Source organism: Aequoribacter fuscus, from assembly GCF_009910365.1.
GTDB classification, from domain to species: domain Bacteria; phylum Pseudomonadota; class Gammaproteobacteria; order Pseudomonadales; family Halieaceae; genus Aequoribacter; species Aequoribacter fuscus.
In genome coordinates this window covers 2,402,519-2,428,308 of sequence record NZ_CP036423.1, presented here as the reverse complement: position 1 = coordinate 2,428,308, position 25,790 = coordinate 2,402,519, and the positions used below count along the sequence as shown (strand labels likewise).

Genomic DNA, 25,790 nt, shown 5'->3' with positions numbered 1-25,790 from the left:
CGCTAGGCCTTATTCCTCGCGCGATAGTAATTCGCGGTGACGTACGTGAATATTCGACAGGCTGGCGCTGAAGTGTTGGAAGAGTTGCTGCGCCATGAACACCGAACGGTGTTGGCCGCCGGTGCATCCGATAGCCACCGTGACATAGCTCCGATTGCTCTCACTATACGACGGTAGCCAGCGCTCGACGAAGGAACGAATGTCATCGAATAAACGTTGTGTTGATTCCTGCTGGCTTAAAAAATCGACAACTCCTTGGTCGGTACCGTTAAGAAGTCGTAGTTCTTTAATCCAGTGCGGATTGGGCAGCATTCGGACGTCAAAGACCAAATCGGCGTCTGAGGGGATGCCTTTTTTAAACCCAAACGATTGGAACAGTATGGACAACTCGCCTTTTTTTGCCCCTAAAAGTCGTTGACGAATGGTGTCACGCAATTCGTAAATGGTCATTTCGCTGGTATCCACCACAATAGACGCAGCCTCGAGCACGGGTTCTAGCAGTTCACGCTCTTGCGCAATGGCGTCTGATAAGGTGGTGCGCTGATTGGTGAGCGGATGGCGGCGTCGGGTCTCGCTATAGCGCGTAATTAGTATAGGGTCGAGGGCATCTAAATATAAAATACTGCCCTGAGTGCGCTCGGGGATGGCGGCTAAAATGTTGCTAAGATCCCCCACATTCGTCCAGGCGTTGCGCGAGTCAATGCATACCGCGACACCTTTGAAGTGAGCAAAGTGATCGCTTTCGATTTCCTGTAGAAGCTGCTCCAACAGCCCTAAAGGCAAGTTATCTATACAGTAAAACCCCTCGTCTTCAAGCAGATGTAGGGCGGTACTTTTACCCGAGCCTGAGCGACCGCTAATAATCACTAAAGGGCAGTTGTTCACGTGTTTGCTTCCCACGTTTTCAGGGCTTTGAGCAGTGCCTCGGCCGTACGAGCCGCTCTAATATCACGGCAGAAATTGGGGTTTTGGAACAGCCCAGCCAGGGTTGCCAGCGTAGTCAAGTGCTCTTGTTCCTCATTCTCGGGGACTAACAAGGCGAAGACTAAGTCGACATTCTGATCATCGGGTGCATCGAACTCGATGCCTTGGCTTAGGGTGAAGAATACACCAATGATTTCAGGTGCACCCTCTAGGCGCGCATGAGGAATAGCGATGCCCTGTCCTAATCCGGTACTACCGAGTTTTTCGCGGGCGAGTAGGCGATTGAACGTTGATCGCGCGGTAATCTCGGGGTAATCGTGCTGAATTCGCTCAGCGATTTCTTCAAACAAGCGTTTTTTGCTGGACACCTCAAGATGGGTGTCCAGTCGATGAGTGGATAGTAAATGGGTGAGTATGCCAGACATTGGCTGATCAGTGCCCCCTGGCTTTCTGCTTGTGCTTGATGACTTGACGATCGAGCTTGTCGGCCAATAAATCGATAGCAGCATACATATCTTCCGCCTCAGAGGCGGCGAACAAATCAGCACCCGCTACGTGAATTGAGGCCTCGGCTTTTTGTGCCGCTTTTTCAACAATCAGGGTGACGTCGACCTTGGTGATGTGATCACTGTGGCGTTCTAGGCGCTCAAACTTATTGGCGACATAGTTGCGCAAAGCATCGGTAACGTCAACGTGATGTCCGCTTACAGTCAATTGCATAAACTACTCCTTATTCAAATAGCAAGAGGAACGAGTCCTCGATTTCATACTACCTCAAACAAGGCGTTTGCGCTCGTTTGACGGTGGGATGTGCAAAATATCTCTGTATTTGGCGACGGTTCTTCGAGCAACAGTGATGCCTTCTGATGCTAGCAATGTCACGATTTTTGAGTCGCTCAGGGGCTTTCTGGGACTTTCCTCGGAGACCAAGCGCTTTATGATTGCTTGGATCGCGGTCGAAGAATGCTCGCTGCCATCGTCGTTGCGTACGTGGCTAGAGAAAAAGTACTTCAGCTCGAACACGCCTCGCGGTGTGTGCATGTACTTGTTGGTGGTTGCGCGTGAAATTGTCGATTCGTGCATTTCTACCTGCTCTGCGATTTCGCTCAAGATGAGCGGGCGCATTGCAATTTCGCCTTCCTCTAGAAAGCCTCGCTGGTGTTCGACAATTTTCGTTGCCACTTTCATCAGAGTTTCATTGCGACTGAGCAGGCTCTTTAAAAACCAACGGGCTTCTTGCAAATTGTCGCGCAGGTAGTTGTTTTGGTCACTGTTGTCTGCGCGCTGAATCATGCTGGCATAGGTGTCATTAATACGCAGCTTTGGTGCAATATCGGGATTGAGCTCAACCACCCATCGGTCCTGCTTTTTACTCACGAATACGTCGGGTATTGCGTACTCAGTCGATGCCGAATGATAGGTGTGGCCAGGGTTGGGGTCGAGCGTTTGTATCAGACCGATCGCCGCTTTTAAGTCATCTTCTGTTAGGCGAGCTCGGCGCATGATTTGCTTGAAATCGCCGGCGCCGAACTGGGCCATGTAACGGGTCAGGAGTAGATTCGCGGTATCGCGATTCGGAGTGTCAGCGGGCAGTTGTCGAAGCTGTAATTGCAGGCATTCCTGGAGGTCTCTCGCAAAAACCCCGGTGGGCTCAAACTGCTGTAAACCGTGCAATACGGCAACGACCTCGTCGAAGTCGATATCACCTTCTTCGGCAACGACCTCGTAAATTTCTTCCAGGTCGGCCGTCAAGCGTCCGTTATCGTCCGTGTAGTCAATAATGGTGACCGCAATCATGCGATCAATGTCTGACCAGTGCGTTAAGTTTAATTGCCACAAGAGGTGTTCTTGCAGGGTCGTCTCAGCCGCACCTTGTTGGGCGTAATCGAACTCTAGGTCGTCGTCATTGGTCGCTGGTGGTGGGCTTGACGAAGAGGGCAGTAGATCATCCCATTGAGTGTCTACCGGGAGTTCATCGGGAATGGATTGATCCCAATCTTCCTTACCGCTGGGCGTTTCTGCAGCCGCGTCTTCAATGTTGTCCATTGGGCCTTCACGGCTTCGAGCATCAAGTATCTGTGCATCGTCGGCGAACTCTTCTTCGAGTTCTAGCAGTGGATTGGACTCTATTGCTTGTTGAATTTCGAGCTGTAAATCGAGGGTGGAGAGCTGTAATAACTTGATGGCCTGCTGCAGCTGCGGGGTCATGGTTAACTGTTGACCGAGTTTTAGCTGTAACGACTGCTTCATGCCAAAAATCCACTGAGGTAGAAGAGGAGTGTAGCCTTATGCGCACCTTAACGACAAGTGTTGGCGCGGTTTTTGCTGTGATTTATTGCTGGCTATAAAGTGAAGTGCTCGCCGAGATAGATATCGCGAACGCGTTGGTTGGATAAGATGGCGTCGGCACCACCTTCGGCGATGATGTGACCTTCACCAACGATGTACGCTGAACTGCAAAGATCTAGCGTTTCTCGCACGTTATGATCCGTGATGAGCACACCGATATTCCGCTCGGCTACACTGCGCACGACGTCTTTAATGTCGTTGACTGAAATCGGGTCGACACCCGCAAAAGGCTCGTCAAGCAGAATGAATTTTGGCTCCAGCGCTAAGGCCCTCGCGATTTCGACGCGCCGGCGTTCGCCGCCCGACAGCGCTTGCCCTAGGGTATCTTGTACGGCGTGTAAGCGGAATTCATCGATCAACTGGTCGCACAAAAATGCTTTGGCTTTATGGCCCAGTTCTTTGCGTGTTTCCAGTATTGCCAAAATATTGTCCCGCACGCTCAAGCGTCTGAACACCGATGCTTCTTGGGGTAAGTAGCCGAGGCCCACCTGCGCGCGCTGGTGTAGCGCGAGTTTGGTCAGGTCGTGATCATCGATGCTGATAGCGCCCGCATCGGCAGGTACAATGCCGACAATCATGTAAAAACAGGTTGTCTTGCCGGCCCCGTTCGGACCCAAAAGGCCTACGATTTCGCCGCTGTTCACTTGTAGCGACACGTCCTTGACGACGCTTCGTCCTTTATAGGCTTTGGCCAGATGTTGCGCTCTTAATAGGGCCATCAGGGTGTACTACCTGAGGGCGGAATGACAACTTCAACGCGGCTCTTGGGCTGGTTGGCATCTTGACCCGCTTGGACGCGCTTTTCGTCTATAAAATATTCGATAAGAGGCCCGCGAATAATGGATTCACCGCGCTGAATGCGAGCATCTTGTTCGAGAATGACCTTGCGCGCGACCTGTTCGTAGCGAATTGTCTGAGCCTTCGCGTCAATGGCAGGTTCCGCGCCAACCATTGGCTGCACAAACGTCGCGGGTGAGCCTGTCGCGATGATTTTGATTTCTTCCGGGTTCGCTTGATCAATTTCCAGAGAGCTAGCAGTAATTGTAATGGTGCCCTGCACGAGAACGACGTTGCCTAAGTAGCGTGTAATGCCCTCGAGCTCAGATCGTGTCGCTTCGTCGGCGCTGATACGAATCGGATCCTGTGCTGATTGCGCTAAAACCCATGGGCTGAGCACGATGAGAAGGAGACCCAGGATGTTACGGTTCGAGCGGAGCATAAACAGAAGTCACCTTGTGCGTGAAGTGGAAGGACTGTTGTTTTAGGTCAGCAGTCAGGCCCTCTGATTGGGTTGTGGCGCCATGGTGAGCCAGTGTAACAATTGCGTCGGTGGACGCAATGTCTTTTACTAAGTCGAGTCGAAGCCGATCGGTGGTCAGTTGAATGTCGTTCGAGTCGTGGTTTAGAACAACCTGGCCCTGCAATTCAACGGTTTGATTATCTTCAAAAACGGTGCCTCGCATGGCACTCGCTGACCAGCTCTCACTGAGCGTTAATGTTCTGGATATGCTAGCGTTGGTGAGTTCTCCTCGCGCGACCCCCGTGAAGTAGCGAATTTCCTCCGCTCCGACACTGTCTTTAGCCTGTCCGTTGGTATCAAAGCGCACGGTCTCGCTATTTTTGAGGTAGGTTTGCAGCATATCGCGTGGGAGTTCTGGCGGAGCATCACGCATGTCAATGTCGTCGTAGAATTGCCAAGCTATTGCGGCGGCAACGCAGAGAACAATGGTTTGTATGCGCTTGCGAGTCACTAGGCTTGTTGCTCTACAAGTTGGTCCCACAAGCCGACGGTTTTAAGCCAAATCTCGGCTAAATCACGCACGGCGCCAGCGCCGCCAGCTTTGGTGCTACACCAATCAGCGACGGCCTTTACATCGTCAGACCCGTCGGCCACGGTCGCGCCGAGACCTGCCGCGATAATTGCTTTACGGTCGGGTAAGTCATCCCCCATGTAAGCAACGTGCTCTATCGTTAAGTCAAGTTGTGCGCAGAGTTCACGCAGTGCAGAGAGCTTATCTTCGCGGCCTTGAATAATATGCTCAATGCCCAGTTCTTGCGCGCGCCGGGCGACGATACTGGAGGTGCGGCCGGTAATAATAGCAACGGTAATGCCCGCTTGTTGCAGGAGTTTAATGCCCAGGCCATCGCGGATGTTAAAGGTTTTGAGCTCTTCACCGTTGTTGCCGTAATACAAGCGGCCATCGCTTAGCACGCCATCAACGTCAAGCGCTAAGGCTTGTAGGTCCTTGAACGGGGTCATGCGATACCCTCGCGCAGCAAATCCATCAAATGAATGACGCCTCGCACGGAGTTGCCCTCGGCGACAACCAGCGCTGAGATTTTGTTCTGTTCCATGATGTTCAGAGCCTCAGCGGCAAGATGATTGGCACCAATGGTTTTAGCGCCCGTGGTCATGACTTCTCGTATGGGAGTCGATGTCACATCCAGCCCTTTGTCGAGGGTGCGGCGCAAGTCACCATCGGTGAACAGCCCGAGCAGAACGTCGTCTTGATCGATCACCGTGGTCATCCCCAAACCTTTCTGGCTGATTTCTAGGAGCGCATCAATGAGCTTGGTGGCGGAGTTTACTCTGGGTATCGCATAGCCTTCACGCATGACGTCTGCGACTTTGAGCAAAAGTTTGCGGCCAAGCTTGCCGCCGGGATGTGAAAATGCAAAATCCTCGGCCGTGAAGCCCCGTGCTTCAAGCAGGGCAATGGCGAGCGCGTCGCCCATCACCAAGGCAGTCGTGGTGCTGGAGGTTGGTGCCAAATCGAGTGGGCAAGCCTCGGTTTCTACACCCGTGTCAAGGTGTGCGTCAGACGCCAGGGCAAGCGCTGAGTCTGGGTTGCCGGTCATAGCGATTAAGGGCACCCCTAGACGTTTGAGTAAGGGGAGTAGCGTCAGTATTTCGACGGCAGTGCCGCTGTTGGACAAAGCAACGACAACGTCCTGCGCTGTGATCATGCCCATATCCCCGTGGCTTGCTTCGCCTGGGTGCACGAAATGCGCGGGTGTGCCAGTGCTTGCTAGGGTCGCCGCAATCTTGCGAGCAATGTGGCCAGATTTTCCCATGCCTGTGACGATAATTCGGCCAGTGCTGGCCAGCATTAGCTCGCAGGCTTTGGGAAATTGTTGGTCCAGCTTTTGAGCGAGGTTGGCAACCGCCTCGGCTTCCATTTTAAATGTTCGCTTGGCGGCCGTGAGGGCTGCCGTCGGGTCTAAAGTCATTATGAGCGCTTAACCTATCGTCAAAGTAATGAGAGTGTAGTAGCAAAGACAACAAATTAGCAAAAACGCTCCCCATTTGCGGCCTAAACTGGCGGGTCTACTGTGTGACTTGACCCGTCGGTACGCGAGAATCATGGCGACACCCAGTAACAGCGTCAGCGCTGTCATGATTGGGTAGTCGCGGCTCAGGACGCTGCTATCTAGCACAAGCGGTGCGATTAAGCCGGGTATGGGAAGCACCGCCAGCAAATTAAATAAGTTAGAACCCAGTACATTGCCCAGGGCAATTTCCGCATGTCCCTTACGTGCGCTGACAATCGACGCGGCCAACTCGGGTAGGCTAGTGCCGATAGCAATAATCGTCAGACCGATAATTAATTCTGATATGCCCAAAGTTTGCGCAACATTGACCGCGCCCCATACGAGCAGACGCGAGCTGGCTATTAATAGCAGTGCGCCTCCAACAAATCGAAGCCAGGCGTAGGAGGCACCGAGTTCTGCTATGTGTTCCTCTTCGGCTTGCTCTCGCAGAACTTGGTCGCGGCTTTCGTCACGTATCATTTTAGCGAGAATGGCAACCAGACAAGCAAGCAAGATAACGCCGTCCAAACGGTTGAGGACGCCATCGCTCAGCAACAGCGCGCCTAGCAAGGTGACGCCCACCAAAATCGGCACTTCGTTTTTTAAGTAGCTGTCTCGTAGCACCAGAGGAGCCGCGAGCAAGGTTGCGCCAAGGACGAGGCCAATATTTGCGATGTTCGATCCCAGTGCGTTGCCAACGGCTAGATTGCCAGCGCCGTCGAGCGCTGCGATAACAGAAACCACTATTTCAGGTGCAGAGGTGCCAATCGAGACGATGGTCATGCCGATAATAATCTGAGAAACACCCATCTTTTTCGCGATAGATGCAGCACCTTCGACAAATTGATCGGAACTCCAGATAAGAATTAGGAATCCAACCAATATGGCGGCAATGTTTACTAGCATAGAGAAATCGCCTGTAAGTAGCTGTTATAATGCCCTCAGCACACCCAACATCGGGTATACTCGCGCACCGTTGGCGCGCATTATACAGCCAACATCAACCAAGCGAAGCCCTACCGTGTATTTGGGAGGAAAAGGAGTAAAAATGATTGCTCGAATGAGTGTTTTGTTGTTCGCCACGGGCGTATTAATCGCAAGCCTAGGTGTACCTGCTCAAGCGCAAGAAGCGAAGAGTGAGGCGCCGTCGATGAGTGCCTACGACACTGTTTTCAATACCACCGAACGCGTGATAGATGTATTGGCCACGGCTGACGATTCTTCCGAGGAAGGCTTGACCTCGTACATCGACGCTTTGCGAGGCGTGATGGACGATGTCGTTGATTACCGTGGGTTTTCGCGTGCGGTAATGGGGAATTTTGCCTCTAAGCGTTATTACATGTCTTTGACTGATGAGGGACGAGCTACTTTGCGCGACCAGCTTGAGGCCTTTACCGAAGTCATGAGCCAAAACTTAGTCGAGACCTACGCAAAAGGTCTCATCGCGTTTGCCCAGGCTGAGATCGAGGTGGTCAAACCTGAAGGCGCGGAGTCGGGAAGCATCGAGTCGGTGTATCAAAAGATAACGCGTGCCAACGATGAGCCTTATCTGGTTGAGTATAAAATGCGACAGTCCAAAGATGGGAACTGGCAATTAGTGAACGTGATCATCGAAGACGTGAATTTGGGTGATATCTATCGCTCGCAATTTGACAGTGCGGCAAAAAAATACGCGCGCTCTTTGAAGTGTGAGTCCAACGACTCAGCCTGTTTTGAGCAGGTAGTTCAAAGTGTTATCGACAACTGGGGTAAAGAGGGGTAGCTCTGTGGATGCTCAGACTTTAGAAGATATTGTGGCGGCGGGTCTGCCAGAGTGCGATGTAACGGTCACGGAACAGGGTGGCCATTACACCATTCATGCGGTGGGTGCTGAGTTTGAAGGTTTGCGAGCGGTGAAGCGTCAACAGTTGGTCTACGCGGTAGTTGCGGACTTAATTGCTGCCGGAACCATTCATGCGGTTAATATTCGGGCCAAAACGCCAGCTGAGGCTGAGGCGTGATCGTGCGCGAGCGAAGCGGGGTATGCATTGGATAAACTACTGATCCGTGGTGGCAAGCCGCTGCACGGTGAGCTCAAGGTCTCGGGCGCAAAAAATGCTGCGCTCCCTATTCTCGCGGCAACGCTCTTGTGTAGCGAATCCGTGGTGGTGCGCAATTTGCCGCATCTGCACGATGTCACAACCATGCTGGAATTGCTGGGTTGCCTCGGTGTTGAAGTCATTATCGATGAACGCTTGGGCGTAGAGGTGGATGCCAATACCATTACGAATTATCAAGCGGATTATGACTTGGTGAAAACCATGCGCGCCTCGATTTTGGTCTTGGGGCCTTTGGTGGCACGTTTCGGTGAAGCGCACGTGTCTTTTCCCGGCGGCTGCGCCATTGGCAGTCGCCCCGTTGACCTGCATTTAAAAGGTCTTGAGGCGATGGGCGCAACGATAGAGGTTGATGGTGGCTACATTCATGCGCGCACGCAAGGGCGTTTAAAAGGCGCACACATTGTCATGGAGACCGTGACCGTCGGTGGCACCGAGAATTTAATGATGGCCGCGGCGCTCGCGGAGGGGCGAACCGTGCTGGATAACGCGGCACGCGAGCCGGAAGTGGTCGATTTAGCCAAATTCTTGAACGCCATGGGAGCAAAAATTACTGGGTATGGTTCTGATCGAGTGGTGATCGAGGGCGTCGAGCGGCTGGGTCATTGCGAATATTCTGTTATGCCCGACCGCATCGAGAGCGGGACCTATCTGGTGGCTGCAGCGGCAACCGGAGGCTCGATCACGCTACGGGGTGCCGAACCTGATTCTATGGACGTTATTTTGCAAAAACTCACCGATGCAGGTGCAGACATCCAGGTAGATGGTGATGTCATCAAGCTGGATATGGCAGGGCGTCGCCCGAAGCCCGTGAGTTTAAAAACGGCGCCTTACCCCGGTTTTCCAACGGATATGCAGGCTCAGTTCACGGCAATGAATGCCGTGGCAGACGGTGTGTCGACGGTGGTGGAAACGGTGTTTGAAAACCGCCTGATTCAAACCCACGAAATGAATCGCATGGGTGCAAAAATTAAAATTGAGGGGAACACGGCCGTCATCGAGGGGCAGCGGCAGCTGGCCGGGGCGCCGGTCATGGCCAGTGACCTTCGGGCCTCGGCGAGTTTAGTCATTGCTGGCTTGGTGGCACAGGGCGAGACCTTGGTTGATCGCATCTATCACATTGATCGTGGTTACGAGTGTATTGAAGAGCGCTTGCAGTCCTTAGGCGCTGATATTCGTCGTCTACACAGTTAACAAGGAAGTATCATGCTGACTATCGCGCTCACCAAGGGCCGAATCCTGAAAGAGACGCTGCCTCTGTTGGCGCACGCAGGCATTGAGCCGCTAGAAGACGTGCACAGTAGCCGCAAATTAATTTTCCCGACGACTATGGCTGGAGTTTCTCTGGTGGTTATTCGCGGAACTGACGTGCCGACCTACGTTCGCTATGGCGCGGCGCAAGTAGGCGTGGTCGGCAAAGATGTCTTGCTTGAGCACGGCGCGGAAGGCGTTTACGAACCACTGGATCTGGGTATCGCCAAATGCCGATTAATGACTGCCTCCGCTCTTGACGCCAAACCCGCTAATGGAAAGCTGCGAGTGGCCACTAAGTTCGTGAATGTGGCGCGGAATTTTTACGCTGAGCGCGGAGTGCAGGTTGAACTGATAAAGTTGTATGGTGCGATGGAATTGGCGCCCCTAATGAATTTAGCCGACGAGATTGTGGATATTGTCGATACCGGCAATACCTTACGCGCTAACGGGATGGCTCCGAAAGAGACCATTGCCGATATCAGTTCGCGGCTGATCGTAAACAAAGCGGCTATGCGCTCGCACCATGCGCAAGTGAGTGGTTTGATCGATCGCCTGAAAGAGGCGCTTCCTAGCGAGGTAGGCTGTGACTAGAATTCGACAACTTGCAACGACAGACGCCGATTTTGATGCGCGGCTCGCGGCGATCTGTGATGCTCAAGGCGCCTTGAATCAGAGCGTCATTGAGGCCACGGATGCCATTATCGGCAAAGTGCGCTCTGCGGGGGATGCCGCAGTCGTAGAGTTAACTCGGAAATTTGATGCTCGCGAGATCGAGTCTATCGAGGAATTGCGGGTTTCCATTGATGAGCTACAAGCGGCGGTTGCTCGACTACCTGAGGGGGGCTACGAGCAGCTATCTCTGGCAGCCCAGCGCATCGAGTGGTTTCATCAGCATCAAAAGCAAGACAGTTGGCGTGTTACCGATGCTCTGGGTAACACCCTGGGTCAGCGCGTATCGCCGCTGGACTCTGTCGGCGTGTATGTGCCAGGTGGAAAGGCCTCGTACCCCTCCTCGGTGTTAATGAACACCATTCCGGCAAAAGTGGCCGGTGTTGAGCGTATAGTGATGGTGTCGCCGTCGCCGAGAGGCGAAATTAACGATTGGGTCCTTGCAGCTGCCTATTTGGCGGGTGTCGACGAGGTCATCACGATAGGTGGTGCACAAGCCGTGGCCGCGTTGGCGTATGGCACCGAGAGTATTCAAGCGGTCGATAAGATCGTGGGCCCTGGTAATGCCTACGTTGCTGCGGCTAAGCGAGCAGTCTACGGGCAAGTGGGTATCGATATGATCGCGGGGCCATCAGAGGTGTTGATCATTACTGACGGTAGCGTTGATCCAGACTGGATCGCCATGGACATGTTCGCGCAGTGTGAACACGACGAAATGGCCCAAGCGCTGGTGTTATGTCCTGATACTCAATTTTTGGAGCAAGTACAGGGCAGTATTGCTCGCCTACTGCCAACCCTGGAGCGTCAGGCAATTATTGCTGCCGCACTGGAGGGGCGCAGTGCGCTGATTGCGACGAGGGATTTGGCAGATGCCGCCGCTGTGAGCAACCGCCTAGCACCTGAGCATCTGGAGCTGGCGGTAGCGGATCCTGAGGCCTTGCTGGAAGAGATCAAGCATGCTGGCGCTGTCTTTTTAGGCGCCTATGCGACGGAATCACTGGGTGACTACTGTGCGGGGCCGAATCACGTGCTGCCGACCTCCGGCACGGCACGCTTTAGCTCGCCCCTTGGCGTATACGACTTTGAGAAGCGCTCATCGATTATCAAAGTCGCGGCCCACGCTGGTCAGCGCTTAGGTGAGTGTACTTCCATGCTCGCGCGTGCCGAGGGCCTGACGGCCCATGCACGGAGTGCAGAAATGCGCTTTAAGGGAGACGAGCCCCCTCAGCTTTGAGGTGCTTGCTGGAGCGAGCCAAGCACCACGTTCAGATTTTGTGTGTTGTCACTCTCGTCCACCAGCGTCACGCTGATGATATCTCCGGGGCGCAATAACGCGATGCGGTGCATGGCAATGCGTCCATCGGTCACCGGCTCGTCGTTAATGGCGGTAATAATATCGCCGGGTTTTATTCCGGCCCGATCGGCGGGACCATTCGCGACTGTCTGAGTCACCAGCAAGGCACCGACGTTGGGTTGACTTGTGTCTGGGATGAAGGGTTGTACGCTAACACCCATCCAGCCGCGAATGACTTGGCCGTAGTCAATGAGGTCCTGCGCCACAAACGTCGCAAGATTGATCGGGACGGCGAGACTTATTCCAATGCCCGCACTGGCATTAGCGGTATTACCGCCAGTGTAAATCAGGGAATTGATGCCCAACAGTTCACCTTTGGTATTGATCAGCGCCCCGCCCGAGTTCCCCATGTGAATCGTGGCGTCGGTTTGGATGTAATCTTCATAATAAGCACCACCTTGGAATCCATAGCGCCCCAAGGCAGAAATGATGCCTTGCGTCACTGAGCTGCCAAAGCCCAGCGGGTTGCCAATGGCGAGGACGACATCGCCCACACGGGCTGCGTTTGAGTCGCCAATGATAGCGGGGCTTAAATGATCTAGGTCTATCTTGAGTACGGCGAGGTCGGTGGCTGGGTCAGCTCCCAGTATTTCGGCGCGCGCGTTGCGATTGTCATTGAGTAAAACTTGTATGGCGTCCGCGCCGGCAATGACGTGACGATTCGTTAAGATAATACCGTCTTCTGAGAGTATGACGCCCGATCCGAGCGAGCGCTCGACGCGCTGTTGGTTGGAGCCGCGGTTAAGTTGATTGAAGCGGTTGTTTCTCTGACTGGGCGCCTCATTCACGACCTTGGCGGTGTAAATGTTGACGACAGAGGGTGTCGCTGTTGCGACGGCTGTGGCGTAACTGGTCATCCGCTCGGCGGGTTGCGGACTGTTGGAGCGCCAACCGGTATACTCTAGCACCAGCAGTGCAATCGCAAGCCCAGCTATTGATGGCCACAGCCATTGTGACAAAATGCGTTGCATAGTTTTTTACCCAATGTAATGCGCTCAGTATACGCAATCTGATTGGAGAGTTCATATGTCTATCGAACGAGCTGCACTGGTAGCCGCTTTGGATGAATTGTTAAGCGCGAAATCGATATCGGATTATTGTCCTAATGGTTTACAGGTAGAGGGGCGGCCGAACATCCAGCGTGTCGCCACAGCCGTTACAGCATGCCAAGCTGCCATTGATGAGGCCATTGCTTGGCAGGCAGATGCCTTGCTGGTGCACCATGGGTATTTTTGGAAAGGTGAATTTGAGCCGGTAGTGGGTATGAAGCGACAGCGTTTGGCGGCCTTGTTAGCGGCCGACCTGAATATGCTGGCTTACCACTTGCCGTTAGATTACCACTTTGAGCTGGGAAATAATACGACGCTAGGTTGCTGCCTTCAGGACTATTTGCCGCCGTTTACAGTGTCCCCCGGCAGTGTTGATCAACCGATATGGCAGGGTGTGTTTGAGCAGCCATGTGAGGCTCAGGTATTGCACCGAGGGATTGAGCTCGCCCTGGACCGATCCTGTGTTTGGGTGGCGGCTGACGACGCCTTGGTGCAGCGTTTTGGGTGGTGCACGGGCGGCGCGCAGGGTTTTATTGATCAAGCTGCGGTGCTTGGCTTGGACGCTTACATTAGCGGTGAGATTTCAGAGAAAACAACACACTCAGCGCGCGAGCAAACAATCCATTACTTTGCAGCAGGGCATCACGCAACCGAACGCGGCGGTGTGCAGGCCGTAGGTGCATGGCTTGAGCGTGAATTTGGGTTGGAGCATCGGTTTATCGATATTCCAAACCCAGCTTAATGTCGCTGCTCCTTGAACGCTGGCGTCTCTAAGCCGTAGCGCTCGTTTAGCATGCCAGGCTCATCGGGTGACGATTTGGGTGCATAGTCCAGCGGGGCCCGTGTTTGGTTGGGGTCAATTTCACGGTTCTGATCGGCCTCGATGGCCTGCACTAGGGTTTGTGGTAACTGGTTTTGGTCGCACAAGGTCGCTGCGCCTTCAGACAGGTGTTCGTAGACTTTTCGGTAGTCTTGCGTCAATTGGCCCACCAGCTCTGCGGTCTGTGCGAAGTGTGTGTGGACACTGTGTTGATACTGCTCGTGTTTGTGTTTGAGTACGCTGATAGTTTCTTCAAGCTCTTGCTCGCGCGAGTCGTTGGTCGCGACGCCGCGTTGTCCAAGTAACCAGCCGCCTAAAAATGCCACCGCCGCGATTAATAGGCCGGCAATGAGCAGTGTCACAGATGTCAGTTCGATCACGTTAAAATCCTCTTCTTGAGACTAGTATAGCCTGAAACTGGCGGTAGCTGTACGATTTATCCTGTGCATTACTTGCGACTTTTGATCTAGACCGCTAGAGTTCAGCGCGAAATTGAAGAGGTGAATCCACGATGAGCGAGGCGGGCACAAGTCCATTAGCGCGATATCAGCAGCAGCTGGCATCGGGCTTGCTCATGCCTGATCAAGCTCAGGCTGAGGCGGCCGCTCTGCTCGATGATTTGTACCATCGGGTGTTGGCGAGAGCGCAGCGTAAACGCTCGATTTTCAGCTGGAAGCGCAAGCGCGAACCCGAGGTGGGTCTCTATTTTTGGGGTGGCGTCGGGCGTGGAAAAACACATCTGCTCGATCTTTTCACTGATGCGTTGCCGTCAGACTTGGTTCTGCGAGTGCATTTTCACCGTTTCATGTATCGAGTGCACAGCGATTTGCGTCGCTTGCAGGGCGAGAAGAACCCTTTGTTGGCAGTCGCCGATGGTATTGCAGCGCAAGCAACAGTGCTTTGTTTTGACGAGTTTTTTGTCACGGATATTGGTGATGCGATGATTCTAGGGGGCTTGATGGAGGCCCTGTTTGAACGAGGTATTACCTTGGTGGCTACCTCCAATATCGTACCTGAAAATTTGTACAAGGATGGTTTGCAGCGCCAGCGGTTTTTGCCCGCAATTGGCATGTTGCAACGCTATACGCAGGTCTTTAATCTGGACTCGGGTGTTGACTACAGGCTCCGTACGTTACAAACCTTGCCCTTGTATCACACGCCACATAACGAAGTAGCCGCCGAGGCGTTGCGGACTATGTTTCAATCTTTAGTGCCTCAGGCTGAGATTACGCAGTGTTTTATTGAAGTCAACAATAGGCAGTTACAGGCGAACGCAGTGGCGGATGATGTCGTCTGGTTTGATTTTGCTGCGCTTTGCGATGGTCCGAGGTCGCAAAACGATTACATTGAGCTGTCGCGGGTTTACCACACTGTGCTGCTGCAGCAGGTCCCGGTGTTCAGCGGCTCGAACGATGATCAGGCGCGGCGATTTATCAATTTGGTGGACGAATTTTATGATCGGGGTGTGAAGCTCATTCTCAGTGCACAAGCGCCTTTGCTCGAATTGTATCGAGGGTCACGATTAAGTTTTGAGTTCGACCGAACGTATTCTCGCTTGCAGGAAATGCAGTCGGAGGAATATTTGGCCAGCGCTCATAAGGCGTAGGCGAGCTCTGATTTTAGCGCCGCTATCGCGATGCTGGCTGCCGGGAGGTTTTGTTGGAATACGGCCATTGTGCAGTGAATAAATGCCAGTCCTCGGGTGTTTTTCACGAAGCGCGAAAATGGTGAAAATACTGCTTGAAAAGCCTGGGTCGATTGAGTAGTATTCGCGCTCTTTAAATTTAGCCCTACAAGGCCAAGTCAACATGAAAACTTACAGTGCAAAAAGTGGCGAAGTGAACCAGGAATGGTTTGTTGTAGACGCCACCGATAAAACGCTTGGACGTTTGGCGAGCGAGATTGCTCACCGTTTGCGTGGCAAGCACAAGCCAGAATATACCCCTCATACCGACACGGGCGACTACATTGTGGTTGTGAACTGCGAGAAGGTGAAGGTGACTGGCGCAAAAACAACCGATAAGATGTATCACCACCACACGGGTTACCCCGGTGGCCTGAAGTCTTACTCGTTTGAGAAATTGATCGAACGTGCGCCAGAGCGTGTTTTGCAACGTGCCGTTAAAGGTATGTTGCCTCGCAATCCTTTGGGTCGAGCCATGTTCAAAAAGCTGAAAGTGTACGCGGGTAACGATCACCCTCATGCGGCACAGCAGCCAGAAACTTTAGAAATTTAAGGAAGCGTGACGATTATGGCAGCAGCTCAGTATTACGGCACGGGCCGACGTAAAACCTCTACGGCGCGCGTATTTTTAACCCAAGGCGAGGGTGCTATCACCGTCAATGACCGCCCGATTGATGTGTACTTCGGCCGCGAAGTTGCACGTATGATTGTCCGTCAGCCTTTGGAGTTGGTTGACATGGCAGATCGTTTCAACGTGAATGTGACCGTTGTCGGCGGTGGAAGCTTTGGCCAAGCGGGCGCTATCCGTCACGGTATTACCCGTGCGCTGATGGAGTACGACGAGACTCTGCGTGGTGCACTACGTAAAGCCGGTTACGTGACCCGGGATGCTCGTGAAGTTGAGCGTAAAAAAGTCGGCCTGCGCAAAGCGCGCAAGCGCCCTCAGTTCAGCAAGCGTTAAGATTTTTTGCCTTTTCGAAGAAGCCCGTGGCGCAACCCACGGGCTTTTTTGCGTTTCTAACTAACACCTTGTTTTGGATCACATTTATCCTCAAAAAAAGTGCGTCAAATCGTGATTCGGCTTGTATCTCGCGGGCAAACTCTTTACCATTCCATTCATTTTTGGGCAGGCGATTTCGCGCGCGATTGGGGCGGGTGAATTGCCTTAATCAGCCGGGGTGGAGTACAACATGTCTGATGAAACTTTAAACACAGGTCGGCGTCGTTTTCTGACCACTGCAACCAGCGTCGTAGGCGTTGCGGGTGCGGTCGGTATTGCGACTCCGTTTTTGGGTTCTTGGCAGCCGTCTGCGAAGGCAAAAGCCGCTGGCGCGCCAGTCAAGGCGGATATTTCCAAGCTCGAGCCGGGCCAGATGATCGTGGTTGAGTGGCGCGGGAAGCCGGTGTATGTAGTGAACCGAACTCAAGAGATGCTGGATAATTTACCCAGGCTCAACGACGACCTGAAGGATCCGGATTCAGCAATTTCGCAGCAGCCGACCTACATCTCAGGTGTGGATCGTGCCTTGCGTCCGGAGCTGCTCGTAGTAGAAGGCTTGTGTACGCACCTAGGTTGTGCTCCAAAGTATCGCCCAGAAGTCGGCGCTGCCGATCTGGGTGGCGATGCTTGGCTGGGCGGGTTTTTCTGCCCTTGTCACGGTTCAAAGTTTGATCTGTCGGGACGCGTATATGCAGGCGTTCCCGCTTCCACTAACTTGGTGGTACCTCCTTACTCTTTTGAATCCGATCGGGTTCTTGTTATTGGCATCGATGCGGAGGCGGCGTAATGATTAAGGCTTTAGTAGGTTTGCGCGATTGGGTCGATGCTCGACTCCCCATTATGCGCGCGTGGAATACGCACATGGGCAAATACTACGCGCCCAAGAACTTTAACTTCTGGTACTTCTTTGGCTTTTTGTCACTGGTGGTGCTTGTCAACCAGTTACTTACGGGCATTTGGCTGACGATGAGCTATACCCCCAGTTCTGAGGGCGCCTTTGCTTCCGTTGAATACATCATGCGTGACGTCGAGTTTGGCTGGTTAATTCGCTACATGCATTCAACCGGTGCCTCTGCGTTTTTCGTGGTGGTGTATCTGCACATGTTTCGTGCTTTGTTGTACGGATCGTATCAAAAGCCTCGAGAGCTAATCTGGATTTTCGGAATGCTGATTTTCGTTGTGCTGATGGCTGAGGCTTTTGTGGGTTACGTGTTGCCTTGGGGGCAAATGTCCTACTGGGGTGCCCAGGTAATTATCTCGCTGTTTGGGGCGATCCCTGTTGTCGGTGAAGATCTTGTTACTTGGATTCGTGGCGACTTCCTGATTTCAGGTATCACCTTGAACCGTTTCTTTGCGCTTCATGTCGTGGCTTTGCCAATCGTACTCCTGGCGCTCGTGGTGTTGCACCTGTTGGCGCTGCATGAGGTTGGTTCTAACAACCCCGACGGCGTGGATATCAAGAAGTACAAAGACGAAAACGGCGTACCTTTAGACGGGATCGCGTTCCATCCGTATTACTCAGTGCACGATTTACAGGGACTGGGCGTTTTCTTATTCATCTTCTGCGGCGTGATCTTCTTTATGCCAGAGATGGGCGGATTTTTCCTCGAGTACGCGAACTTCGAAGAAGCTAACGCACTAAAAACGCCTGCGCACATCGCGCCGGTATGGTACTTCACACCTTTTTACTCGGTGTTGCGTGCGGTTCCGGATAAGTTCTGGGGCTTTGTCGCCTTTGCGGCGTCTGTTGCTATTCCTTTCTTGTTGCCATGGTTAGACCGTTCGCCCGTGAAAAGCTGGCGCTATAAAGGCAACATTACCAAGGTTATGCTGACATTATTCGTTGCTTCGTTTTTGATCTTAGGTGTGTTAGGTGTGAAAGCGCCAACGCCTGAGCGCACACTGTTGGCTCAGATTTGCTCAGTGTTCTACTTCTTCTTTTTCCTGGCGATGCCGATTTGGTCTTCTATGGATAAAACCAAGCCTGTGCCCGAGCGCGTGACCATGGACGGTGGTTTGAGTGCGATGGGTGTGCTTGGCGCTGCTGCGGTAATCGCGGTGCTCACCGTATTACCGTTAAAGGCCGTTGGCGCAGAGTCTGAGTACGCTTGTGGTAGCATTCCCTGTGACGAGATTACAGTGGATCACAGCAATAAGGCGTCATTGCAAAGCGGCGCTCAAATGTTCATGAACTACTGCTTTGGTTGCCACTCATTGCAGTACCAGCGCTACAACCGCGTTGCAGCCGACTTAGGGATTCCTGAAGATCTGTTCGAGGCTAACCTGAAGTTTGACACCGACGTCAAAATGGGCGCCTTAATGAACAACGCCATGGATAAGCAGCTTGCGAAGCAGTGGTTTGGTGCGACGCCTCCTGATTTGACGTTAATTTCGCGCGCGCGCCAGCCTGAGTGGTTATACACCTACTTGCGTACCTTTTATGCAGACCCTTCGCGTCCTTACGGCGTGAATAACAAAGTATTCAAAGACGTCGGTATGCCGCATGTTCTGATGGATTTGCAGGGCATGCCAGAGTGTGCAATGGGTCCTGGTCATGCTGCCAATGGCGGTGTGAAACGCGATCCGCTGACAGGCGAAGATATTTTAGATGTGCCTTGTGGTCGTTTAGAGGTCAAACAAGCTGGAGCGATGACGACAGCCGAATTCGATGCGGCTATTTATGACTTAGTTAACTTCCTGTCTTACAGCGCTGATCCAGTGACTGAAAAACGCCATCGCATTGGTTTATTCACTTTGATGTTTATCGTTTTATTCTTCGTATTGGCGTGGTTGCTTAACCGCGAATACTGGAAAGACGTTCATTAAATATTTTTGGGGTAGATGTTCTCGCTCTGCCCCTTCTTCTTACTGAGGGTAACACATGGGTATCGTTACAAAGCGGTCTTCAATGACTTTTTTCTCTGATAGTACTTGCCACTACAGCCATCGCGTGCGGATTGTTTTGGCTGAGAAGGGGGTTACTGTTGATTTGGTTGAAGTCGATGCGCAGAACCCTCCGGCAGAGCTTGCGGATTTGAATCCGTACAATTCGTTGCCCACTTTGGTGGATCGCGAATTGGTGCTTTATGAATCGAAAGTCATGATGGAATACCTGGACGAACGTTTTCCTCATCCTCCTCTGCTACCTGTTTATCCGGTAGCGCGTGCTGAAAGCCGCCTGTACATGCACCGTATTGAGCGCGATTGGTGCTCGCTGGTGGACAAAATCGAGAATGGTTCAGAGCCAGCGAAGGCGAAAGCGGCCAAAGAACTGGGTGATAGCTTTACAGGAATTGCGCCGATCTTCGCAGAAAAGCCCTTCTTCATGAGTGATGAATTCACCTTGGTGGACTGCTGTTTGGCCCCCATCTTGTGGCGTTTGCCGTCATACGGCATCGATCTGAAAATGACTCGACAAACGAAGCCCTTGTTCACTTACATGGATTCATTGTTTGATCGAGAAGCGTTCCAAGAGTCCTTATCGCCCCAAGAGCGCGAGATGCGCTAAGCCAATGAGTCGCAACACCATGACGTCGAGCAAGCCCTACTTCGTTAGGGCTTTGTACGATTGGATTGTCGATAATAATTGTACGCCCTATTTATTAGTCGACGCGACGCGTGCCGGTGTTGTTGTGCCGCAGGATTACGTTAAGGATGGCAGTATTGTCCTGAATATCGCTCCAGGCGCGGTCGTTGACTTTAACATGCTTGATGACGCGGTGTGTTTCAACGCACGGTTTTCAGGGCAGCCCATGGACGTGTGGGTGCCGATGAGTTCGGTATTAGGCATCTATGCGAAAGAAAACGGCCAAGGGATGATGTTCGACCCAGAGCCACCTGCGCCGAGTCCTAGTAACGGTGGGGCAGACTCCTTGGTGGAGAAACCTAAAAAGCCCGCCCTAAAAGTCGTTAAATAATTAGTCGAGCCATTCAAAAACACTGACAACGCGCTGCACGCCACCAATGTCCGATACGGCGTTAATGGCGCGCTCGCCCTCGACACGATACGCAAGCCCCATAAGATAGACAATGCCGTTTTCGACGACGACGTCGATGCGGTTACCTTCAATATCTTCACGAGCAAGTAAGACAGTTTTTACCTTGGTAGCGAGTAGGGCGTCGCTCGATCGCGTTAACAGCGACGAGGGGGAGGCGAGCTCAAGTTCGTTATAGATGCGACGAACCTTCGGAATTTGTTTGACGACATCAGACGCTTTTTGCTTGAGGGCTTCGGTGGGCACTTGGCCAGTAATCAATACATAGCCATTGTAGACATCGACGTCGATTTTTGCTTGTTTGAACGCTTCGTCCGCTGCGTTGATATTGACAATGGCTTTTGTTTCGATCGAGCTGTCCTCTATCGACTGCCCCACGGTTCTGGTCGTTGGGTCTTCTTTGATCGGCTCGGAACCCATGCTGGCGAGCATAGAGCCACAGCCGCTGAGACATAAAAGTGAAGACAGTGATATTGCTTTGAGTACGTTGTTCACAAATTTCCGTCCATGTTGTTAAAGAATAAGGTGTGTTCAATCAGCTCGATCAGCCTGTGGATACACATGATCTGAAGCTCAAATACTGTGCTTGCCCGATCGCCCTGAATGGTGATGCTGGCATCGTTTCCGCTCATCAGACTGCTTAAATCGCCAAGCTCATGATTGCACAAAAGCACGACTGCCATGTCTATTTCATGTGCCGTTTGGATTGCTCTTAGTAGCGCCGTGTGCGACTGCTGGCTGGCGATGCAGACCAAGGTATCTTCTGGGCGACCTAGGGCCTTAATTTGGCGCGAGAACAAGTCGTTGGCGCCGCTTGCGCCGATGACGCCGGTGGTCGTACTGCTTCCCTGCGCGAGGTTGATCGCTGGTAGGGCTGGGCGTTCGAGCTCAAACCGGCTGATCAAGTACGTTGTCAGTAGTTGTGCTGCAGCTGCATCAGGACCTAAGCCGCAAAGAATAAGCTTTCCATCTCGCAAGAGGGTGTCGGCCATAAGGCTCCCTGTCGCCTCTATGGCAGGCGCTAGCGAGTCTACCTGCTCTGCCACGCTCTGCAGCGTGTTGGCGAAATGATTAGCGATAAGGTCGTATTCGGTCATGCCCCTATTGTCACTTGCTTTTATTCTTCGGTAAAGGCGCTTTTTATCCAGAGAGGTGAGGCGCATGGATCGTCATAGGCCACGACGTCGAATCGGCAGTAGTTGTCCCGGTATATCGGGTTATCTTTTAGGAAGCCCAGTGCGGTTTTCACAATGCGTGATCGTTTTTTCGATGAGATCGAGGCCGCCGCTGAATAAAATCGTGACTTGCTGCGCTGCCGTACTTCGATGAATACTAGGGTTCTACGGTCGAGCATGATTAAGTCGATTTCACCGTAGCTGCCCCTAAAGTTTCGCTCGATGAGTTCGAGTCCCGCTTTGCACAAAAATCTCTCGGCGGCCCGCTCGTAAATACGTCCTTGGTTCATCTGGGTGCATCCAAAAGGACCAGACTGCTACAGGGTTTTGCGTTCGTCTCTATCGTATTGGAGCACTTTCCATTGTCGCTGCACAAAACCCTGCTCATTGATCCAAAGCAGGCCCGTTTCGCCGCGATAGAGCGATCTCAGTGGCGACTGAGGGTCCGGCAGCTGGCTCAAGTCGTAGGCGTCGATCCCCAATGCGGTCAAGCGTGCCAATGCGGCGGAAGCGGGTGTTTCGTTGGGAATAGGCAGCAGGCTTGCAATGTCCACTGTGACAACTTTATCGAGATCTTTGTGGTCAATCTTATGTGGCAGATCGTTGGCCGCTGATACGGTGTAGACGGGTAAGTCTTCGGCAAAGTGAAATGCGAGTAAGGGTACGATGGATCGCGCTTCTTCGGGTGTGCTCGCTAACATGATGACTGCGTCAATGTCCTCACGCCGTCGGGCCTGTAGGTGCATCGATAGGCCTGACAGCCTTCCGAGAGTTCTGCGCCGGGCCGCGCTGTCGGCTACGCCTAGAGCGACACGAAGACTGCTTTCGTAGTCTTCTTGGCCGCGATACGTTGCCGTTGCGATCTCGGTTCCCCCAAGAGCGTCCCATTGGTTGCGAAGCGCTAGCAGGGTCCGCGCGCCCCAGTCGGTCTGGGGTCGTATGATCAGAACGCGACGTGCGCCTGAGGCGAAGACTGTGTTCGCTAAGTAAGTCGCCTCAGCCTCGGGGCTGAGCGCGAACTGATAAAAGTGCTGTGTATTGATCGTGTTATCGCTTTGTTCAGGCGTGTTAAGTGAAACAATGCGAGCGTCGGTTAAGGCGCTCAGTGACTGCCAGGCCTGCACGCGGTTTTTCTCGAGTGGGCCGATCATGCCAGTATATTGGCCCGTCTGTAGTTGTTGGAAAATTGCCTGGTCATCATTGGCGTGAGTATCGACAATGTGAAGCTCGGTCGTGCTTTGCTTGCTTAAGTGGCTAAAAATAATGCCGTCAAGAATGGCTTCGCCTGCGACCTGTAAACGACCGGAAAGAGGGAGTGCCACTAAAAGCTTATTATTGGCCGGAACATCACTGTCAGCAGTGCAAAGGGTTTCGAGTGGGTTGCCGGGAATGCTGACGCTGTTCCATGCGTCACACAGGCCGGCACCAAGGTCTCTGCGTTGGAGTGCGTTAGCGTTGGCAACACTTCGTAGAAGAGTTTGCTCTGGCTTTCCTGAGAGTCGGTTGATTTCGGCTAGCTGCTCACTGTTCAAGTAGCTCAGTGCTTGTGCGATAGTCATGAGTCGATTTGCTTGCGTCTCGCTCTCGCTCTCGCTGTCTAGAAGTAATTTCACGCCATAGCGCACGATAGTTGCGTGATCTTGGTGTAGGACAGCCAGTCGATAAATGCGTTGGTTGATATCTGTGCTTGTTACGCCGAGGATGTTGAGATCTTTACCGCTTAAACTTTGATAGCGCTCTAGGGCTTGCGTGTAGCTGCCAAACTGACTCTCGAGCTGCGCTTGTAAGAAGACGCCTCGTAACTGTTCCTCATTAGTCAGCGCGTGATACTGAATAGACTGGACAAGACTCAACGCGCGGTAGGGTTGGTCTGAAGCTAGGGCAAGTTCTGCCTGAGTCAGCGCTTCACGCATGGCCACAAGTTCGGGTTCGGTGGGCGGTGGTAATTCTGCTACCACATCTTGCGTAGGAGCTACGATTTGCGCTTGTGGCTTCACGCTGGGTTTGCTGGGTGTTTGGCCGCAGCTGGCAAGCAATACGCTCAAGCCAATTAGAGTCAGTGATGTGAGCAGTGCATTGTGCTTCATGGTATCGTTAGCGCTTAGCTCGCCCTATTTAAGGAGCATACGTTGGAATCGGGTTTGTATATTGTAGCAACACCTATTGGACATTTGGATGATATCACGCTTCGCGCCTTGCGCATCCTGAAGGATGTGGAATTACTGGCTGCCGAAGATACGCGTCACACGCGTAAATTGCTGCAATATCACGGCATAGAACGCTCAGTGACAACTTACCATGAGCATTCTTCAACGGATGCGATGATTGAGAAAATACGATCGATCTGCGACGGTGGCGGTGCGTGCGCTTTGGTGAGTGACGCCGGGACCCCACTCATTTCAGACCCAGGCTATCAGCTTGTCCGCGCCGCGCAAGACGCGGGTATCCGAGTCGTGCCTATTCCTGGTCCCAGTGCAACCATCGCGGCTGTTTCGGCTGCGGGCTTACCGTCAGATCGCTTTTTGTTTGTTGGCTTTGGGCCGGCCAAAGACAGCGCGAGACGCTCTTGGTTGGCGAGTTTCGCGTTTGAGGCGGCCACTTTGATTTTCTACGAGGCGCCTCACCGTATTGTGTCGATGTTGGCGGATGCGGTGGCGGTTTATGGTGCCGAACGCGAGGCTTGTATTTGCCGAGAGCTGACAAAAACCTTTGAGACGATTCGGCGCGGAACCTTAGGTGAATTGGTCGAATTCGTGGCTCAAGACAGCAATCAACAGCGGGGAGAGTTTGTTGTGCTGGTGCGCGGTAGCGACCAGACCGAAGCCGACTTTGGCGAACAGGAGCAAGAGCTGTTGGGTCAAATTGCTGAGTACGCACCGCCCAAAGTCGCTGCAGCGATGGTGGCCGATTATCTGGGGTTAAAGAAAAAGCCCTTGTACGAGTGGTTGTTAGACAACAAGAATTCGGTTGCTTGAAACGCCGACACGGGGTAACCTCGCGGCGAGTCGGTCAGGCGATCGCTGGAAGCTTCTGCTTCTGGAGGAAAGTCCGGGCTCCATAGGGTAGAGTGCCAGGTAACGCCTGGGGGGCGCGAGCCTACGGAAAGTGCAGCAGAAAGGAAACCGCCAACCTCGGTTGGTAAGGGTGAAAAGGTGCGGTAAGAGCGCACCGCAAATCTGGTAACAGATTTGGCGATGGTAAACCCCACTTGGAGCAAGACCAAATAGGAACTCATTAGCCGTGACCCGCGGTGAGTTCGGGTAGGTCGCTACAGGCTGATGGCGACATCAGTCGCAGAGGAATGATCGTCCACGACAGAACCCGGCTTATCGACCGACTCTTTTTTTATACTTTTTAGTGCTAAAAGATCAGATTTCTATTCTTTTTTTGGATTTCCCTTAAAGTAGAATGTAACTACATGGCCTTAGGGTTGTGTTAATCCGTGAAAATTCTTAAGTATTAGATGCTGCTGGCATCCATCGCTACCCTAGATCTAGGGTGCTAATTGACTGAAATAGCAACATTTTTCCGATTTTCGTCTCCTTGACAGGGGTGTTCGTGCACCTCTATAGTGTCGCAAAGTGGAGAAAAGTGGGTAAATCTGGTTTTTTGTGGATTTACTGAGATAAAAAAGGGGCGGTTTTCGGTGTTTAGAGGCGTGCATCACATCAATATGGATGCGAAAGGGCGATTGGCAATTCCTGCCAAGCATCGCGAGCCTCTGCTCGGCCATTGCTCTGGTGAGGTCGTTATTACCATCGATACACAGGTGGCGTGTCTGGCCTTGTACCCTCTGCCCGAATGGGAAGTGATTCAAGATCAAATTCAGGCTTTGCCCGCCTTAAAGCCTGCGGTTAAACGTTTTCAGCGGCTCACGTTGGGCTACGCCACCGATTTAGAGATGGATGCGAATGGTCGATTGTTGCTTCCCGCCCCCCTGCGAGAGTACGCCAACTTAGATAAGAAGCTGGTCTTGGTGGGACAGGGTAACAAGCTGGAAATATGGTCAGAAAACTTGTGGTTGTCCGAACGAGATAAAGCGTTGTTGGAATCCGGTGCCGATACTGAGCTGCCGGAAGAACTCATGTCACTCACACTGTAGGTGTCAG

General features: G+C 52.7%; 31 protein-coding genes and 1 other RNA gene. 16 read left to right on the top strand and 16 right to left on the bottom strand.

Features of this window, described 5'->3' with window-relative positions; translation table 11 throughout:
• Positions 1-9: 9 nt before the first annotated feature.
• The 10 genes from rapZ to EYZ66_RS10860 all read right to left on the bottom strand — a co-directional run bounded on the left by rapZ (position 10) and on the right by EYZ66_RS10860 (position 7,491).
• Positions 10-885, bottom strand: coding sequence for an RNase adapter RapZ (gene rapZ, locus EYZ66_RS10905; RefSeq protein ID WP_009576652.1), 876 nt, complete (start codon positions 883-885; stop codon positions 10-12).
• Positions 882-1,349, bottom strand: coding sequence for a PTS sugar transporter subunit IIA (locus EYZ66_RS10900; protein ID WP_040817154.1), 468 nt, complete (start codon positions 1,347-1,349; stop codon positions 882-884). Before EYZ66_RS10900 ends, rapZ begins: the two co-directional genes overlap by 4 nt.
• Positions 1,350-1,356: 7 nt before the next feature.
• Positions 1,357-1,644, bottom strand: coding sequence for a ribosome hibernation-promoting factor, HPF/YfiA family (gene hpf / locus EYZ66_RS10895; RefSeq protein ID WP_009576650.1), 288 nt, complete (start codon positions 1,642-1,644; stop codon positions 1,357-1,359).
• 54 nt (positions 1,645-1,698) lie between these two features.
• Positions 1,699-3,174, bottom strand: a complete 1,476-nt coding sequence (locus EYZ66_RS10890; protein ID WP_160195672.1) for an RNA polymerase factor sigma-54 — start codon at positions 3,172-3,174, stop codon at positions 1,699-1,701.
• Between the two features lie 92 nt (positions 3,175-3,266).
• On the bottom strand, positions 3,267-3,992 hold the full coding sequence (lptB, locus tag EYZ66_RS10885; RefSeq protein ID WP_009577396.1) for an LPS export ABC transporter ATP-binding protein: 726 nt from the start codon (positions 3,990-3,992) through the stop codon (positions 3,267-3,269).
• Entirely contained in the window at positions 3,992-4,492 is a 501-nt protein-coding gene (lptA, locus tag EYZ66_RS10880) for a lipopolysaccharide transport periplasmic protein LptA (RefSeq protein WP_009577397.1), read from the bottom strand. The genes lptB and lptA overlap by 1 nt, the downstream gene beginning before the upstream one ends.
• Entirely contained in the window at positions 4,473-5,024 is a 552-nt protein-coding gene (gene lptC, locus EYZ66_RS10875; protein WP_009577398.1) for an LPS export ABC transporter periplasmic protein LptC, read from the bottom strand. Before lptC ends, lptA begins: the two co-directional genes overlap by 20 nt.
• Entirely contained in the window at positions 5,024-5,533 is a 510-nt protein-coding gene (locus EYZ66_RS10870; protein WP_009577399.1) for a KdsC family phosphatase, read from the bottom strand. Before EYZ66_RS10870 ends, lptC begins: the two co-directional genes overlap by 1 nt.
• Positions 5,530-6,504, bottom strand: a complete 975-nt coding sequence (locus EYZ66_RS10865) for a KpsF/GutQ family sugar-phosphate isomerase (RefSeq protein ID WP_009577400.1) — start codon at positions 6,502-6,504, stop codon at positions 5,530-5,532. Before EYZ66_RS10865 ends, EYZ66_RS10870 begins: the two co-directional genes overlap by 4 nt.
• A gap of 9 nt (positions 6,505-6,513) precedes the next feature.
• Positions 6,514-7,491, bottom strand: a complete 978-nt coding sequence (locus tag EYZ66_RS10860; protein WP_009577401.1) for a calcium/sodium antiporter — start codon at positions 7,489-7,491, stop codon at positions 6,514-6,516.
• Between the two features lie 142 nt (positions 7,492-7,633).
• On the opposite strand from EYZ66_RS10860, the gene EYZ66_RS10855 reads away from it, so the two are divergent.
• The 5 genes from EYZ66_RS10855 to hisD are packed head-to-tail and all read left to right on the top strand — an operon-like array spanning position 7,634 to position 11,838.
• Complete coding sequence (locus EYZ66_RS10855; protein ID WP_009577402.1) at positions 7,634-8,347, top strand: MlaC/ttg2D family ABC transporter substrate-binding protein; 714 nt, start codon at positions 7,634-7,636, stop codon at positions 8,345-8,347.
• A 4-nt stretch (positions 8,348-8,351) separates the two neighbouring features.
• A complete protein-coding gene (locus tag EYZ66_RS10850) occupies positions 8,352-8,585 on the top strand; it encodes a BolA family protein (RefSeq protein ID WP_009577403.1) in 234 nt (77 codons plus the stop codon).
• A gap of 27 nt (positions 8,586-8,612) precedes the next feature.
• The gene (murA, locus tag EYZ66_RS10845) at positions 8,613-9,875 is read left to right on the top strand and encodes a UDP-N-acetylglucosamine 1-carboxyvinyltransferase (protein ID WP_009577404.1); all 1,263 of its coding nucleotides are present in this window, start codon (positions 8,613-8,615) and stop codon (positions 9,873-9,875) included.
• A gap of 12 nt (positions 9,876-9,887) precedes the next feature.
• The gene (hisG, locus tag EYZ66_RS10840; RefSeq protein ID WP_009577405.1) at positions 9,888-10,526 is read left to right on the top strand and encodes an ATP phosphoribosyltransferase; all 639 of its coding nucleotides are present in this window, start codon (positions 9,888-9,890) and stop codon (positions 10,524-10,526) included.
• The gene (hisD, locus tag EYZ66_RS10835; RefSeq protein WP_009577406.1) at positions 10,519-11,838 is read left to right on the top strand and encodes a histidinol dehydrogenase; all 1,320 of its coding nucleotides are present in this window, start codon (positions 10,519-10,521) and stop codon (positions 11,836-11,838) included. Before hisG ends, hisD begins: the two co-directional genes overlap by 8 nt.
• Here the strand turns inward: hisD and EYZ66_RS10830 are convergent.
• Entirely contained in the window at positions 11,829-12,929 is a 1,101-nt protein-coding gene (locus EYZ66_RS10830; RefSeq protein ID WP_009577407.1) for a S1C family serine protease, read from the bottom strand. The two genes, hisD and EYZ66_RS10830, sit on opposite strands and share 10 nt — an antisense overlap.
• Before the next feature lie 55 nt (positions 12,930-12,984).
• Here EYZ66_RS10830 and EYZ66_RS10825 point away from each other — a divergent pair, with 55 nt between their 5' ends.
• On the top strand, positions 12,985-13,749 hold the full coding sequence (locus EYZ66_RS10825) for a Nif3-like dinuclear metal center hexameric protein (RefSeq protein ID WP_009577408.1): 765 nt from the start codon (positions 12,985-12,987) through the stop codon (positions 13,747-13,749).
• On the opposite strand, the gene EYZ66_RS10820 is transcribed toward EYZ66_RS10825, so the two are convergent.
• Positions 13,746-14,207: a Z-ring associated ZapG family protein gene (locus EYZ66_RS10820; RefSeq protein ID WP_009577409.1), complete on the bottom strand. Its 462-nt coding sequence runs from the start codon at positions 14,205-14,207 to the stop codon at positions 13,746-13,748. The genes EYZ66_RS10825 and EYZ66_RS10820 overlap by 4 nt on opposite strands.
• A gap of 131 nt (positions 14,208-14,338) precedes the next feature.
• Between EYZ66_RS10820 and zapE the strand changes: the two genes are divergently transcribed.
• The 7 genes from zapE (at position 14,339) to EYZ66_RS10785 (ending at position 20,428) form a co-directional block, all read left to right on the top strand.
• Positions 14,339-15,433 (top strand): cell division protein ZapE, encoded by a 1,095-nt coding sequence (gene zapE, locus EYZ66_RS10815; protein ID WP_160195671.1) that lies wholly within the window; start codon positions 14,339-14,341, stop codon positions 15,431-15,433.
• Positions 15,434-15,635: 202 nt separating this feature from the next.
• Entirely contained in the window at positions 15,636-16,064 is a 429-nt protein-coding gene (rplM, locus tag EYZ66_RS10810; RefSeq protein WP_009575656.1) for a 50S ribosomal protein L13, read from the top strand.
• A 15-nt stretch (positions 16,065-16,079) separates the two neighbouring features.
• Positions 16,080-16,472, top strand: coding sequence for a 30S ribosomal protein S9 (gene rpsI, locus EYZ66_RS10805; RefSeq protein ID WP_009575657.1), 393 nt, complete (start codon positions 16,080-16,082; stop codon positions 16,470-16,472).
• A gap of 229 nt (positions 16,473-16,701) precedes the next feature.
• The gene (gene petA, locus EYZ66_RS10800) at positions 16,702-17,298 is read left to right on the top strand and encodes a ubiquinol-cytochrome c reductase iron-sulfur subunit (protein WP_009575658.1); all 597 of its coding nucleotides are present in this window, start codon (positions 16,702-16,704) and stop codon (positions 17,296-17,298) included.
• Positions 17,298-19,337: a ubiquinol-cytochrome c reductase gene (locus tag EYZ66_RS10795; RefSeq protein ID WP_009575659.1), complete on the top strand. Its 2,040-nt coding sequence runs from the start codon at positions 17,298-17,300 to the stop codon at positions 19,335-19,337. The genes petA and EYZ66_RS10795 overlap by 1 nt, the downstream gene beginning before the upstream one ends.
• 55 nt (positions 19,338-19,392) lie before the next feature.
• Positions 19,393-20,019 carry a glutathione S-transferase N-terminal domain-containing protein gene (locus EYZ66_RS10790; protein WP_083814367.1) on the top strand — a complete coding sequence of 209 codons (627 nt, stop codon included), beginning with the start codon at positions 19,393-19,395 and terminating at the stop codon, positions 20,017-20,019.
• A 4-nt stretch (positions 20,020-20,023) separates the two neighbouring features.
• Positions 20,024-20,428, top strand: a complete 405-nt coding sequence (locus tag EYZ66_RS10785; RefSeq protein ID WP_009575661.1) for a ClpXP protease specificity-enhancing factor — start codon at positions 20,024-20,026, stop codon at positions 20,426-20,428.
• On the opposite strand, the gene EYZ66_RS10780 is transcribed toward EYZ66_RS10785, so the two are convergent.
• From EYZ66_RS10780 to EYZ66_RS10765, 4 genes are read right to left on the bottom strand one after another with little or no spacing between them, the layout of a single operon-like run.
• Positions 20,429-21,001, bottom strand: a complete 573-nt coding sequence (locus EYZ66_RS10780; protein ID WP_040816551.1) for a BON domain-containing protein — start codon at positions 20,999-21,001, stop codon at positions 20,429-20,431.
• Complete coding sequence (locus EYZ66_RS10775; RefSeq protein WP_040816553.1) at positions 20,998-21,603, bottom strand: D-sedoheptulose-7-phosphate isomerase; 606 nt, start codon at positions 21,601-21,603, stop codon at positions 20,998-21,000. The genes EYZ66_RS10780 and EYZ66_RS10775 overlap by 4 nt, the downstream gene beginning before the upstream one ends.
• 20 nt (positions 21,604-21,623) lie before the next feature.
• Entirely contained in the window at positions 21,624-21,971 is a 348-nt protein-coding gene (locus tag EYZ66_RS10770; RefSeq protein WP_009575664.1) for a YraN family protein, read from the bottom strand.
• 27 nt (positions 21,972-21,998) lie between these two features.
• Entirely contained in the window at positions 21,999-23,768 is a 1,770-nt protein-coding gene (locus EYZ66_RS10765) for a penicillin-binding protein activator (RefSeq protein WP_009575665.1), read from the bottom strand.
• Between the two features lie 42 nt (positions 23,769-23,810).
• On the opposite strand from EYZ66_RS10765, the gene rsmI reads away from it, so the two are divergent.
• The 3 genes from rsmI (at position 23,811) to mraZ (ending at position 25,783) form a co-directional block, all read left to right on the top strand.
• The gene (gene rsmI / locus EYZ66_RS10760) at positions 23,811-24,656 is read left to right on the top strand and encodes a 16S rRNA (cytidine(1402)-2'-O)-methyltransferase (protein ID WP_009575666.1); all 846 of its coding nucleotides are present in this window, start codon (positions 23,811-23,813) and stop codon (positions 24,654-24,656) included.
• 26 nt (positions 24,657-24,682) lie between these two features.
• An RNA gene (rnpB, locus tag EYZ66_RS10755) (RNase P RNA component class A) lies at positions 24,683-25,026 on the top strand.
• Positions 25,027-25,327: 301 nt separating this feature from the next.
• Positions 25,328-25,783, top strand: a complete 456-nt coding sequence (gene mraZ, locus EYZ66_RS10750) for a division/cell wall cluster transcriptional repressor MraZ (protein ID WP_009575667.1) — start codon at positions 25,328-25,330, stop codon at positions 25,781-25,783.
• Positions 25,784-25,790: the final 7 nt, after the last annotated feature.